Below are 14869 nucleotides of genomic sequence, written 5' to 3' on the forward strand. Positions count from 1 at the left end.
AAAAGAGTAGAAAGAGCAGGTGGAAAAACTAAAAAAGAAGCACTTCAAAAAATGGCTTTATTTGAAGCTGAAGTATTAAAAAAAGGATATAAGGAAGAAACTAAAATTACATTTAAAGAATTATTCGATATTTGGTTTAAAGAATATGTTGAGCTTAACTGCTCGATAAATACTCAAAACACTTATAAAAATAATGCTAGATTACATATTTTCCCTAAAATTGGCAATTATAAAATCGTCGATATAAAAGCTCGTGTTATAAATTCATTTTTTAATAACTTAAAAAAAGAAGGTTATAAAAATTCGCAAGCTAGAATTTTAAGAAATATAATAAATTCTTGCTTGAATTATGCAGTTTTTCCATTAGAACTTTTGGATTCAAATCCTTGTAGCAATGTAAAAATGCCAAAAATCGATGGTAAAAATGAAGAAAAAAAAATAATTTCTAAAGAAAATTTATACACTCTTTTAGATGCAGGAAAAGATATTTGTAATTTTAAAGAAATGTGTCTTTTTTTATACAACACTGGAATGCGAGTTGGAGAAGCTCTTGCACTTCAATGGGAAGATATAGATTTTGAAGAAAAATTAATCCACATTCGTCACACACTTATTCACAAAGATGTTAATGAATTTCAGCTTACTTCGACAAAAACAAGTAGCTCTTTACGAGATATTTATTTCAATAAAGATGTTGAAAAAATATTAAAAAGCTTGAAAAAAAGTCAAAATGAAAATAAACTTAAATATGGATGCTACTATATTAATTATAAAGAAAATCTTGTATTTACAATGCCGAGTGGCAAATTTATGACTCAACAACATTTTACAAATGCATCAGCAAGATTGAAAAAAACAACTGGTATTAATTTTTCAATGCATCTTTTCAGACATACGCACGCTACTATGATGTTAGAGGCTGGAGCTACAATGAAAGATGTTCAAACGCGACTTGGCCACGCTAATATTAATACTACAATGAATATCTATGTAAAATCAACTGAAGATGCAAAAAAAGAAGCTTTAAAAAAATTCACTTCTTTTGCAAAAACTTCCGACATTTAGCAGATTGTCGGAAAAATGTCGGAATTATTTTAAATAAAGTTGTTTTAGGCGTTGAAATTTCAATATTCTTTAGATTTTAAATTATAACAAAACATTATAATTTTAGGTAGCTTGAGGAGGTAGAAATTTATGATTATTTTATCATGTAATAACTTAAATAAGAGTTTTGGTGTTGAATCAATACTCGAAAACATAAGTTTTACAGTCAATGAGGGTGACAAAATAGGCGTCATAGGTGTAAATGGTACTGGCAAAACCACTTTATTTAAAATCATTGCCGGTTTATCAGACTATGATGGTGGAGATATATACACATCAAAAGACTGTGAAATTGGCTATTTAGAGCAGAATACAAATTTTTATTCAGATAATACTATTTTTACAGAAGTTTTAGAAGTATTTAATGATCTCATGAAAATGGAACAGGAATTAAGAGATATGGAACATCTTATTTCTGAAAAAAGTTCAGAAAAAAATTCTCCTGACTTACAAAAACTTATGGATAATTATTCACATAAATTAGAATTATTCCAAAATTCTAATGGATATGGATATAAATCTGAAGTAAAAGGTGTTTTAAAAGGTTTAGGTTTTAACGATGATGAGTTAGAAAAACCTATTAAAATTCTTTCTGGTGGAGAAAAAACTAGGGTTTTACTTGCAAAATTGTTATTAAAAAAACCTACATTACTTTTACTTGATGAGCCCACAAACCATTTAGATGCCGATGCTCTTGAATGGTTAGAATTATTCCTTAAACAGTATAAAGGAACTGTTATTCTTATTTCTCATGATAGGTATTTCTTGGATCAATCAGTAAATAGAATATTTGAAATACATAATAAAAAATTAAAAGCTTATAATGGTAATTATTCTAATTACATAGAAAAATCTGCTGTTGATAAAGAAATAGAAAGAAAAAAATATGAAGATCAACAAAGAGAATTAAAACTACAAGAAGAATCAATTGAAAGATTAAAAGCCTATGGTAGAGAAAAGCATTTAAAACGTGCTAGAAGTAAAGAAAAAGCTCTTTCAAAAGTCGATATTATAGAAAGACCTGATGGTGATAGAAAAAGAGCAAAAATTAAGTTTATACCATCTACTGAAAGTGGAAATGATGTTTTATCTATAGAAAATGTTAAAATGGAGTTTCCTGATAAAATTCTTTTTAAAGATTTAAATTTAGATATTTATAGGGGTGAAAAAGTTGCTTTAATCGGTCCTAATGGTGCTGGAAAATCAACTTTATTCCAAATAATTATGAATGAACTAACTCCTATGGAAGGAACTGTAAAATTTGGAACGAATGTCCATACTGCTTATTTCCATCAGGAACAAAAAACTCTTAATTTAGACAATTCTATAATAGATGAAATTTGGGATTCTAATCCTCATCTTACTCAGACGGAAATTAGAACTATGCTAGGAGCATTTTTATTTGAAAATGATGATGTATTTAAAAAAATATCATCTCTAAGTGGTGGTGAAAGAGCTCGAGTTGCTATTCTTAAACTTATATTATCTAATTCTAATTTCTTACTTTTAGATGAACCTACAAATCATTTAGATATAGATTCAAAAGAAGTTTTAGAAGAAGCACTTTTAAATTATACTGGTACAATATTTACTATTTCACATGATAGATATTTTTTAAATAGAGTTGTCGATAAAATCCTTGTTCTAGGGGAAAATGGCGTTACTGAATATCTTGGAAATTACGACTATTATATAGAAAAGAAAAGACAACTTGCTGAGATGAATAAAGAAGAAGTCTTAGAAACTAAAACTAAAACACAAATAAAAGAAGAACGAAAAAAAGAAAAAGAACAAAGAGATATAGAAAAACGGAGTAAAAATAAGATAAAAAAATTAGAAAGTGATATTGAACAAATAGAAAAGAAAATAGCTGGACTTGATATTATGCTTTGTCAAGAAGAAGTTTATTCAAATCCAGAAAAATCTAAAGAGGTTAATTTAGAAAAATCTGAATTAGAAAATAAATTAGCTTCCCTTTATGAAAAATGGGAACAGATAATGGAGTAATTTATTGAAAAATTTATTCGCTTTTAATGACGAAAATAAGAGATTTTTTAAAATTCTTTTTTCTCTTTGTATTCCTATAATAATACAAAATTTAATTTCATCTTCAGTAAATGTAATAGATACTGTTATGATAAGTAGTTTGGGAGAAGTATCTGTTGCATCTGTTGGTGTTGCAAACCAATTCTTTTTTATTTTTAATATGTGTATTGCTGGTATTCTTGGAGGTTCTGGTTTATTTATTTCTCAGTTTTTCGGGAAAAATGATGTTTTGAATATAAAAAAAATAACCGCACTTAGTATTTTATTGGGATTACTACTTAGCTTACCTTTTGTTATTATAGCTTTTTTATCACCAGAAAGTATAATACATATATTTTCTCATGATTTAGAAGTTGTTTCTTTATGTAAAAAATATTTCAAAATAGTTGTAATTAGCTACCCATTTACGGCTATTAGTATGGGCTTTGGTGTATGTTCTCGTAGTATAAAAAATCCTAATATTGGTATGAAATGTAGTGCTATTGCTATTATAATAAATATATTCTTTAATTACGCACTTATATTTGGACACTTTGGTTTTCCTTATATGGGTGTAAGAGGTGCTGCACTTGCAACTTTAATTGCCAGAATTATAGAATCAATTATTATGATTTTTTATGTGTATATATATAAAAAAGACTATATGCTTAAATTTGATTTGAGTCATTTTGGCATGTTCAATAAAGAATTTTTATCTGCTTTTGCTTCTAAAAGCATTCCTATATTTTTAAATGAATCATTTTGGGCAATTGCAACAGTTTGTTATTCCGTAGCATATGCTATGGCTGGAACTTCTGCTATAGCATCTAGTCAAATAGCTACTACCACTAGTAACTTTTTTATAATCACCGCAATGTGTGTTGCTATGGGTTCTTCAATTATGTTAGGTAATGAACTCGGTTCAGATCATATTGAAAGAGCTATTGAATATTCAAAAAAATTAGGTTTTATAGTTACTGCTGTAGGTTTTGTAATGGGGATTTTATTAATTATTTCTATTCCAGGATTGCTTATTTTATTCAATGTTTCAGATACCATGAAACCTGATATTATAAAAATATTTACAATAATGGCTATTGTAATGCCTTTAAGAGCTTTCAATACTTTTATAATTATTGGTGTTCTAAGAAGTGGTGGAGATACTAAACTAGCCTTAATAATAGAAATGTCTTCTATGTGGCTTGGTTCTGTTCCTCTTACTTTTTTAGCTGCAAAATTTGGAATTCCTATATATCTTCTTGTACGGTGTACTTCTATTGAAGAAATTATAAAATTTATATTTGGTGTTCCTAGAGCTTTAAGTAAAAAATGGGCTGTTAATATTGTAAAAAATTTATAAAAATAAAATCAGCTAGATATTATCTAGCTGATTTTTATATTATTTTTCTGTTATTTGTAGATTTGGTACTGCATTTAAATTCATATCATCTACTCTACCTTTTATATAATTATAATATCCTGCACATCCAATCATAGCTGCATTATCAGTACATAGAATTCCTGGAGGATATTTTACATCTATTTTATTTTCTTTACCTAAAATTTCTATCTTTTCTCTAAGTCCAGAATTTGAAGCAACGCCACCAGATAGTGTTATTATATTGTACCCTTTTTCTTTTGCAGCTTTGATAGCTTTATTTGCTAAAACATCTGTTACAGCATCTTGGAATGAAGCTGCTACATCTGCTTCAACAATTTCTTCTTTTTTCATTTTTTTAGCATTTAGATAGTTTAATACTGCTGATTTTATTCCACTAAAACTAAAATCATACCCTTCATCCATATAAGCTCTTGGGAATTCTATAGCATCTTTATTTCCTTCTTTTGCAAGTCTATCTATTATAGGTCCTCCTGGATATCCAAGGCCCATAGCCCTTGCAACTTTATCAAAGGCTTCTCCTGAAGCATCGTCTCTAGTTCTTCCTAAAATTTCATATTCACCATAATCTTTAACCTCTACTAGATGAGTATGTCCTCCAGAAACTATTAATGTTATAAATGGAGGTTTTAGATCTTTATGAGCTATATAATTTGCACTTAAATGACCTTCTATATGATTTACTCCAACTAACGGTATATCTAAAGTATATGCCATCGCTTTTGCATAAGATAACCCAACTAGTAGTGCTCCAACAAGTCCAGGTCCATATGTAACTGCTATATGATCTATATCATTCATAGATATATTAGCTTCATCAATTGCTTGTTGCACAACTATATCTATATTTTCAATATGTTTTCTAGATGCGACTTCTGGTACTACACCACCAAATTTTTTATGAATATCTATTTGTGTTGATATTATATTTGAAAGTACTTCTCTACCATTTCTTAATATAGAAGCTGCTGTTTCATCACAACTACTTTCTATCGCCAATGTTATTATATCCTTCATTTTTACACCTCCGAAAGATGATTCCACATAATTATAGCATCTTCTCTATTGTCACTATAGTATTCTTTTCTTATTCCAGCCATTTTAAATCCATATTTTTTATATAGATTTTGAGCTATTTCATTACTTTTCCTAACTTCTAATGTCATCGCAATTATATTATTTTCTTTACAAAGATTTACCATTTCTTTTAAAAGTTCATTTCCTATCTTAAGTCCTCTATAATCACTATGAACTGCTACATTTGTTATATGTCCTTCATCTAGTATTAACCAAATACCTATGTATCCAACTATTTTAGATCCATTTTGTGCTACTAGGTATCTCGCATTATTATTTTTTATTTCATCTATAAACGATTGTTTTGACCAAAAATCTTCAAAGCAATTTTTTTCAACTTCAAAAACTCCATCTACGTCATTTATAGTCATTTCTCGTATTACAAGTTCAGAAATTTTTACTTTACTTTCCATAAAACCCTCTTATTTATTATCTTTTTTATTTTCTTCTAATTTTTTCATTTTTTCTTCGTACTGTACTTCAGCTTGAGATTTTCTTATGTATATTGGATTTACATCATAACAACTGTGTATTCCTTCTCCTTTTTTATACTTAGCAAGAGCAACAGCACATACACTAGATGCTTTTGTAACATTATGAGAAACTGCTGGTATAATTATATTCTCTACACTTAATAACTTATCATAATATTTTGAAACCGCTTCACCAAGAACTATTGTTTCTTCGTTGCTATTTTTTATAATATTTATAAGTTCATCTATTTCTTTTACATCCATTCTTTCTAATTCCAACAGTTCATTATCTTTGTACTCATATTTTGCTGTATAAACTTGTGTTCTTTGTGCATCTAATATTGGATATATTTTTTTATTATTAAGATCCATATTAGCAGCTAAACTTTCCAATGCATTTACTGAAATTATCGGAATATCATTTACATGAGATATTGCTTTTGCTGTTGCCATACTTATTCTAAGCCCTGTAAAAGAACCAGGCCCAACAGATACAGCTATAGCATCCATATCTTCTATACTTAAATCACTCATATTTAACATAGTTTCTATCATAGGCATTAATTTTTGTGAGTGAGTTTTCTTGTTATTTATGACAAATTCACATATAAGACAATCATCTTCAACAACAGCTATACTACAAGCTCTTGAAGATGTGTCCATTCCTAAAATTTTCATTTAAATATTCATCTCCTTAACCATTTTTTCATATTTTTCTCCAATAGGTTCAAATGTTATTTCTCGTCCCATATCTTTATATTTTAAATCTATTTTTAAATATTCATCTGGAAGTATATCTTCTATTAAATTAGACCATTCTATTATACATACTCCTTCCGAATTTATATATTCATCATATCCAATGTCATACATTTCTTCGCTGCATCCTATCCTATAAACATCGAAATGATATAATGGTAATCTTCCTTCATATTCATTTACTATTGTAAATGTTGGACTTGTTATGTAATCATCTATACCTAACGATTTTGCAAAACTTTGAGTTAATGTAGTTTTTCCAGCTCCTAAATCTCCAACTAAACAAATCACAGAACCTTTGTCTACAATTTTTCCCAACTTTTCTCCTATTTCTTTTGTTTTAGTTTCATCTTCTAAAAAAATTGTTTTCATCTTTTTCTCCATAACTTAAATTTATATAATTACTTTTTATATTATATTTACTTTCTATTTACAATATATTTTTATTTATAATATATCTTTATTTTCTATAAACTATTTTACCATCTATAATTGTGTATAATATATTTCCATCAAAACCAAATGGAGAACCTTCCCATATTGAAATATCAGCATCTTTACCTTCTTCGATTGAACCTACTCTATCATCTATTCCCAATGTTTTTGCTGGATTTATACTAATTGCCCTTAATGCATCTTCTTTTTTCATTCCATTTTTTATAGCCATTCCTGCACACATTGGCAAATGTTGTATTGGTATAACAGGATGGTCTGTCATAAGAGATACTTCTATTCCTGCATTTGAAAGTATACCTGCTGTTTTTAATGATAAATTTTTTAACTCTGGTTTTGATCTATCTGTTATAGAAGGTCCTACTATTATAGGGTATTCTCCATTTTCTTCAAGAAGTTCTTCTACTATTAAATGTCCTTCTGTGCAATGATCTATCGTTAATTTCAAATCAAATTCTTTAGCTATTCTTATTGCTGTAAAAATATCATCTGCCCTATGAGCATGTGCTTTTAACGGTATTCTCCTTCTAAGAACTGGTATTAAACTTTCTAATTTCATATCATATTCTGGTCTATCTATATCATTTTCATCTGATTCGCTGTAAAAATTAACTTCATCCATATAATCTTGTGCTTTTTTAAAATTTTCTCTTAGTGATGCTGCTATTGCCATTCTTGTCTGAGGAGATTTTTCATCTTGACCATAACAGCTTTTAGGATTTTCTCCAAATGCTATTTTTATAGCTACTGGATTTTTTATTATCATTTTATCTATTCTTTTCCCAAATGTTTTTATAGCTATACATTGTCCTCCAATTACATTAGCACTTCCAGGAGTTACACATACAGATGTCACTCCACCTTCATATGCTTCTCTAAAAGTATGGTCCATAGGATTTATAGCATCTATAGGATTTAAATTTGGCGTTATAGGATCTGTTTCTTCATTTCCATCTGCACCTTCAAACCCTATTCCATCTTCCCAAAGACCAAGATGTGTATGAGCATCTATAAATCCCGGAAAAATATTTTTACCTTCTACATCAATTACTTCTATTTCTTCTTTAAAATCATTTATATCTATTGATGTGTCTATTTTTTCTATCTTTTTATCTTTTATAAGTATATCACCTTTAAACTCACCATTTGTAACTGTATTTATATATCCATTCTTTAAAAGAATCATTTATCATCTTCCTTTCTATGAATAATTTTTTCCACATTGTTTCATATTATATTATATTAGAAATTTTTTAGCTTATCAATTTTATTATATTTTTTAATTATTTATAATTTTATTTTTTTAATTTATTAAAAAATACTGCTGAAAATAATTCAGCAGTATTTTAAATTTATTTTTTATATATTCATACTAAGTGAGATTCTATTTTTATTTTTATCTATTCCAATAACTTTTACATCTATTATATCTCCAACAGATACTATATCCATCGTATCTTTAACAAATTTACCCATTTCTTTTTTATGTACAAGTCCATCTGTTTTTACACCGATATCTACAAATGCTCCAAAATCTACAACATTTCTTACAGTACCTTTTAAAATCATACCTTCTCTTAAATCGTCCATACTAAGGACATCTGTTCTAAGTATCGGTTTTATACCATCTTCTCTAGGATCTCTACCTGGTCTTTTTATTTCTTCTATAATATCTTTAAGTGTTGGAACTCCTGATTCTAATTCTTTTGCTAGATTATCTATTCCTTTTAATTTTATTTTTTCATCTATATCTTTTAAATTTCCATTTTCTATATCTTCTTTTGAATATCCTAGTAGATTTAACATTTTCTCGCATATATTATAGCTTTCTGGATGAACTCCTGTATTATCTAATGGATTTTTAGAATGAGGTATTCTTAAAAATCCTGCACATTGAGTAAATGCCTTTGGTCCTAATTTACTAACTTTTTTTATTTCGCTTCTAGATTTAAACTCTCCATTTTCTTCTCTATATGCAACTATATTTTTTGCAACAGATGAACTTATTCCTGAAACATGTTCTAAAAGAGATGATGAGGCTGTATTCAAATCTGCTCCAACACTGTTTACTGCATCTTCAACTACTCCGTCTAAAACTTCTTCTAATCTTTTTGCATTTACATCATGTTGATATTGTCCAACACCTATACTTTTAGGATCTATTTTTATAAGTTCTGCAAGAGGGTCTTGTATTCTTCTAGCTATTGATATTGCTCCTCTTATTGATACGTCTATATCTGGATGTTCTTTAGCGGCTAATTCTGATGCAGAATAAACCGATGCTCCTGCTTCACTTACAATCATATATTTTACATTTAATTTATTTATTTTTATCATTTCTGCTACAAATAATTCTGATTCTCTAGATGCTGTTCCATTTCCTATCGCTATTATATCTATGTTATATTTTTTTATCAAATCTATAAGTGCTTTTTCAGAATCAGATTTTTTAGCTTGACTTCCTGTTACAAATACAACTGTAGAGTCTAAAAATTTTCCATTTTTGTCTACTACAGCTATTTTACAACCAGTTCTAATTCCTGGGTCAAAGCCCATTACATTTTTACCTTGTATAGGTGGTTGAAGAAGTAAATTATTTAAATTTTTACCAAATACACTTATTGCTCTTTCTTGTCCTTTTTCAGTTAATTCATTTCTTATTTCTCTTTCTATAGATGGAAATATTAGTCTTTTATAAGCATCATCTATAGCATTTAAAACTATTTCTTTACACTCTTTTGATAATTTTTTAGTATATCTATATCCTATCCAATTTTTAACATATTCATCATCTATTTCTATTTTTACTTTTAATATTTTTTCACTTTCTCCTCTATTTATAGCCAAAATTCTATGTGGTGCTATATATTTTACAGGCTCTGAATAATCATAATACATCTCATATACAGTTTTTTCCTCTGAATCACCTTTAGAAATTAATTTTCCTCTTTTTCTAGTATTTTCTCTAAGATATTTTCTAACTTCTGCATCATCAGAAATTATTTCTGCTATTATATCATTTATTCCTTTTAATACGTCTTCTTCAGTTTTTAAATCTTTTTCCTCATTTATATATGATTGTGCAATTAATTCTATATTTTCAACTTTACCATACATTATTTCAAGTGCTGGTTTTTCTAATCCTTTTTCTTTTGCTATTGATGCTCTAGTTCTTTTTTTCTTTTTAAATGGAGCATATATATCTTCTATTTCTTGAAGGGTAGTTGCTTTTTTTATAGATTTATTTATATCTTCAGTAAGTTTTCCTTGCTCTTGTATAAGTCTTGTTACATCTTCTTTTCTTGATTCTAGATTTCTTAAATATACTAGCTTTTCATGAAATTTTCTAAGAATTACATCACTCATCTCTCCAGTTTTTTCTTTTCTATATCTAGCTATAAATGGAATTGTATTTCCTTCATCTATAAGTTCTATTGTATTTTTTACTTGAAAATCCTTTAAATCGAATTCATTTTTTAGTATTTCTTTTATATCCAACTTTTTCGCCTCCATATCGCTTTTCATTTAAGACTATTATACTTTATTTTAACAATAACTACACTAAAAAAGAGTTGATCTAAAAAGACCAACTCTTTTTATTAATTTTGATTTAATTTTTTTTGTGTTAAGTATGAGTTTATAAATATATCTATGTTCCCATTCATAACACTATCTACATTTCCAACTTCAGCATTCGTTCTGTGGTCTTTTACCATTTTATATGGTTGGAATACATAAGATCTAATTTGACTGCCCCAAGTTATTTGAGTGTATTTTCCTTGTAAATCTTCTATTTTTTCTTTTTGTTCCATTTCTTTTATGTCTATTAGTTTTGCCATAAGCATTCTCATAGCTACTTCTCTATTTAGATGTTGAGATCTTTCATTTTGACATTGAACTATTATACCTGTTGGAATATGTGTTATTCTAACAGCAGAATCTGTAGTATTTACATGCTGTCCACCTGCACCAGAGGCTCTATATGTGTCTATTTTTAAATCATTTTGATTTATTTGTACTTCTATATTTTCATCCAATTCTGGAATTACATCTACTGATGCAAATGATGTATGTCTTTTCCCAGATGGATCAAATGGTGATATTCTAACTATTCTATGTACTCCTTTTTCACCTTTTAAATATCCGTATGTATTTTCTCCTTGTATAAGGATTACTGCTGTTTTTATACCTGCTTCTGGATCTGATATTAAATCTAAAAGTTTAACTTTATAATCTTTTCCTTCAGCCCATCTTATATACATTCTTAAAAGCATCTGAGCCCAATCCTGAGCGTCTAATCCACCTGTCCCTGCATTTATAGATAGTATAGCATTATTCTTGTCGTATTCTCCATTTAAAAGCGTTTGAATAGTTATTTCATCTATATCTTCTTTTAATTTTTTTATTAAATTCGATATTTCATTTTCAATATCATCACTTTCATCTTCTTCTAATCCTATTTCTATTAAGACTTCTATATCTTCAAGATTTTTTTGTAGTTGGTTAAATCTTTCTAAAGTTTCATTTAACTTTTTATTTTTTTGTAATACTTTTTGTGCTTTCTCATTGTCTTCCCAGAAATTTTGATTTTCCATCTCTTTTTCGTTTATTTTTATTTCTTCTTTAATACCTTCTATGTCAAAGAGAAACACTCAATTCTTTTATATTTTCAGACATATTTTCTATATCATGTCTGTATTCTTGTACATTAAGCATTTTTTCCCCCTAATTATCTTCCACAGCAGTTTTTATATTTTTTACCACTTCCACATGGGCATGGCTCATTTCTTCCAATTTTTTTATCAGCAACTACTGGTTTTTTATCTGTTCCTTCAGTATCAGGAGATTCTAATTTTTCAACATCTACCACTGCTTTTCTTTCAGCTGGAACTTCTACTGTTATATTGAATAAGAATTTGACAGTATCTTCTCTTATAAGTTTATTCATTTCGTCAAACATATCAAATCCTTCCATTTTGTATGCTATAACAGGGTCTTGCTGTCCTAATGCTCTTAGACCTATACCTTGACGTAATTGGTCCATAGCATCTATATGGTCTATCCAATGATTATCAACTGATTGAAGAAGTACTATTCTTTCAACTTCTCTCATTCTATCAGAACCTATATTTTCTTCTTTTATTTTATAAAGTTCAAATGCTACTTCGTTTATTTTTTCAGCTATTTCTATAGAATTTAATCCTTCAAAGCTTATATTATCTAAACTTCCTACAGGCATAAATTTATTATATATATGTTTTTTAAGTCCATCTACATTAAATCCAGCTTCTATATTATATTCTTCTACTCCATCTACTATTATAGAGTGAATCATATCTTGTATCTGTTCTTGAAGATTTTCTCCTGCAAGAACTCTTCTTCTTTCTTTGTAGATTATTTCTCTTTGTTTATTCATAACATCATCGTATTCTAAGACATGTTTTCTTATACCAAAGTTTTTACCTTCTACTTTTTTCTGAGCTGATTCTATAGATTTTGTAAGCATTCTATGTTCTATAGGCATATCTTCTTCTAATCCTATTTTATCAACTAAACCTTGAATTCTATCTGATCCGAATAATCTCATTAAATCATCATCAAGAGCTATATAAAATCTTGATGAACCTGGGTCTCCCTGTCTACCAGCACGACCTCTAAGCTGATTGTCTATACGTCTTGATTCATGTCTTTCTGTACCTATTATACAAAGACCTCCAGCTTCTAGAACTTGTTTTTGTTCCATATCTGTTTGTTCTTTAAATTCTTTATATAAATTTTTATATGTTTTTCTAGCTGCATCTAGTTCTTCATTTTCTTGTATACCTTCCACTTCACTAGCTGCATTTACTCTATTTATAGTTTCTTCTGTGAAATTCATTTTTTTCATTTGTTTTATTGCCATAAATGAAGGGTTTCCACCTAGAAGTATATCAGTACCCCTACCTGCCATATTTGTAGCTATTGTAACTGCTCCTAATCTACCTGCCTGAGCAATTATTTCCGCTTCTTTTTCATGGTATTTTGCATTTAATACCTCGTGTTTTATTCCTCTTTTTCTTAATATATCAGAAAGTATTTCAGATTTTTCTATTGATACAGTACCAACTAAAACCGGTTGATTTTTAGCATGTCTTTCTTCTATATCATCTGCAACTGCATTAAATTTACCTCTAGTACTTTTATATACTGTATCTGGTAAATCTTCTCTAATCATAGGTTTATTCGTAGGAACTTGGAATACATCCATTTTGTATATTGATTTAAATTCTTCTTCTTCTGTTTTTGCAGTACCTGTCATACCTGATAATTTATTATACATTCTAAAGTAATTTTGGAATGTTATAGTTGCTAAAGTTTTTGATTCTCTTTGTACTTTTAGTCCTTCTTTAGCTTCTATTGCTTGATGTAGTCCATCAGAGTATCTTCTACCAAACATTAAACGTCCTGTAAACTCATCGACTATAACTATTTCTCCATCTTTTGAAACATAGTCTACATCCTTTTTCATTATCACATGTGCTTTTAGTGCTTGATTTATATGATGGTAAAGCTCTGTATGCTCTACATCAGTTATATTGTCCACATTGAAATATATTTCTGCTTTTTTTACACCTGATTCTGTAAGTGATACAGCTTTATCTTTTTCTTCTTGTTCATAGTCATCTTTTTTAAGTGTATTAACAAAAGTATTTGCATCTGTGTAAAGATGTGTAGATTTATCTCCAGGTCCTGATATTATAAGTGGTGTTCTTGCTTCATCAACTAATATAGAATCGACCTCATCGACTATCGCATAGTTTAAATCTCTTTGAACCATCTGTTCTTCATGTATTACCATGTTATCTTTTAAGTAGTCAAATCCAAATTCATTATTTGTACCATAAGTTATATCGCAATCATATTGTTTTTTTCTAAGTTTTGGATTTTGACCATGTACTATAACACCTACTGTCATACCTAAAAATTCATAAACTTTTGCCATCTGATCACGGTCACGTTTTGCTAGGTAGTCATTTACAGTTACAACATGTACACCCTTACCTTCAAGTGCATTAAGATATACTGGACAAGTCGCAACAAGAGTTTTACCTTCTCCTGTTTTCATCTCAGCTATTCTTCCTTCATGAAGAACCATACCACCTATTAGCTGAACTTTATAGTGTCTAAGACCTAAAGTTCTTTTTGAAGCTTCCCTAACAACTGCAAAAGCTTCTGGTAATATATCATCTAAAGTCTCACCTTTTGATAATCTTTCTTTAAATTTATTAGTCATATCTTTTAATTCAGAATCACTCATAACTTCAAATTTAGGTTCTAATGATTCTATAAGATCTGCTGTTTTTTCAAATTTCTTTAAATCTTTTCTATCTGCCATATTAAATAGGCTGTCTAAAAAACCCATACTCTTACCTCTCCTTTGAATTTATATAATCTTTTTACATATTCTAATTTTATGCTACCTTTCATTTTACCATAAAAAAAAGCTATTTGTATGAAATTTTAAAAAATAGATTAAGTATATCTTTATAGTATATTTCTTCTATTACTCTAATAAATTTACTCTATTATATTCTAATTT

Annotated in this window: 11 protein-coding genes; 3 read left to right on the forward strand and 8 right to left on the reverse strand. The window is 28.3% G+C overall.

Annotated features, from left to right (window positions below):
* The 3 genes from Q1J78_RS05305 to Q1J78_RS05315 form a co-directional block, all read left to right on the forward strand.
* Positions 1-1065: tyrosine-type recombinase/integrase (locus Q1J78_RS05305; protein WP_300278470.1), on the forward strand; the 1065-nt coding region annotated here is incomplete at its 5' end.
* 129 nt (positions 1066-1194) lie between these two features.
* The gene (locus Q1J78_RS05310; RefSeq protein WP_300278473.1) at positions 1195-3111 is read left to right on the forward strand and encodes an ABC-F family ATP-binding cassette domain-containing protein; all 1917 of its coding nucleotides are present in this window, start codon (positions 1195-1197) and stop codon (positions 3109-3111) included.
* A 4-nt stretch (positions 3112-3115) separates the two neighbouring features.
* Entirely contained in the window at positions 3116-4489 is a 1374-nt protein-coding gene (locus Q1J78_RS05315; protein WP_300278475.1) for an MATE family efflux transporter, read from the forward strand.
* Positions 4490-4528: 39 nt separating this feature from the next.
* Here the strand turns inward: Q1J78_RS05315 and tsaD are convergent, their stop codons facing one another.
* From tsaD to secA, 8 genes are all read right to left on the reverse strand, one after another.
* Positions 4529-5545, reverse strand: a complete 1017-nt coding sequence (gene tsaD / locus Q1J78_RS05320) for a tRNA (adenosine(37)-N6)-threonylcarbamoyltransferase complex transferase subunit TsaD (protein WP_300278478.1) — start codon at positions 5543-5545, stop codon at positions 4529-4531.
* A 2-nt stretch (positions 5546-5547) separates the two neighbouring features.
* Positions 5548-6018, reverse strand: a complete 471-nt coding sequence (rimI, locus tag Q1J78_RS05325) for a ribosomal protein S18-alanine N-acetyltransferase (RefSeq protein ID WP_300278481.1) — start codon at positions 6016-6018, stop codon at positions 5548-5550.
* Positions 6019-6027: 9 nt separating this feature from the next.
* Positions 6028-6756 (reverse strand): tRNA (adenosine(37)-N6)-threonylcarbamoyltransferase complex dimerization subunit type 1 TsaB, encoded by a 729-nt coding sequence (gene tsaB / locus Q1J78_RS05330; RefSeq protein WP_300278484.1) that lies wholly within the window; start codon positions 6754-6756, stop codon positions 6028-6030.
* Positions 6757-7209, reverse strand: a complete 453-nt coding sequence (tsaE, locus tag Q1J78_RS05335; RefSeq protein WP_300278487.1) for a tRNA (adenosine(37)-N6)-threonylcarbamoyltransferase complex ATPase subunit type 1 TsaE — start codon at positions 7207-7209, stop codon at positions 6757-6759.
* A gap of 88 nt (positions 7210-7297) precedes the next feature.
* Positions 7298-8476, reverse strand: coding sequence for an amidohydrolase (locus Q1J78_RS05340; protein WP_300278490.1), 1179 nt, complete (start codon positions 8474-8476; stop codon positions 7298-7300).
* Positions 8477-8649: 173 nt separating this feature from the next.
* On the reverse strand, positions 8650-10788 hold the full coding sequence (locus Q1J78_RS05345) for a Tex family protein (RefSeq protein ID WP_300278493.1): 2139 nt from the start codon (positions 10786-10788) through the stop codon (positions 8650-8652).
* Positions 10789-10889: 101 nt separating this feature from the next.
* Positions 10890-12006 (reverse strand): peptide chain release factor 2 gene (gene prfB / locus Q1J78_RS05350; RefSeq protein ID WP_442952116.1). Its coding sequence is split into 2 segments (ribosomal slippage): positions 10890-11936 and positions 11938-12006, totalling 1116 coding nucleotides; the frame shifts between segments, so codons are not numbered across the junction.
* A gap of 13 nt (positions 12007-12019) precedes the next feature.
* Positions 12020-14692 (reverse strand): preprotein translocase subunit SecA, encoded by a 2673-nt coding sequence (gene secA / locus Q1J78_RS05355; RefSeq protein ID WP_300278499.1) that lies wholly within the window; start codon positions 14690-14692, stop codon positions 12020-12022.
* Between the last annotated feature and the right edge of the window lie 177 nt (positions 14693-14869).

The organism is Peptacetobacter sp., from assembly GCF_029264495.1.
Taxonomy (GTDB): Bacteria; Bacillota; Clostridia; order Peptostreptococcales; family Peptostreptococcaceae; genus Peptacetobacter.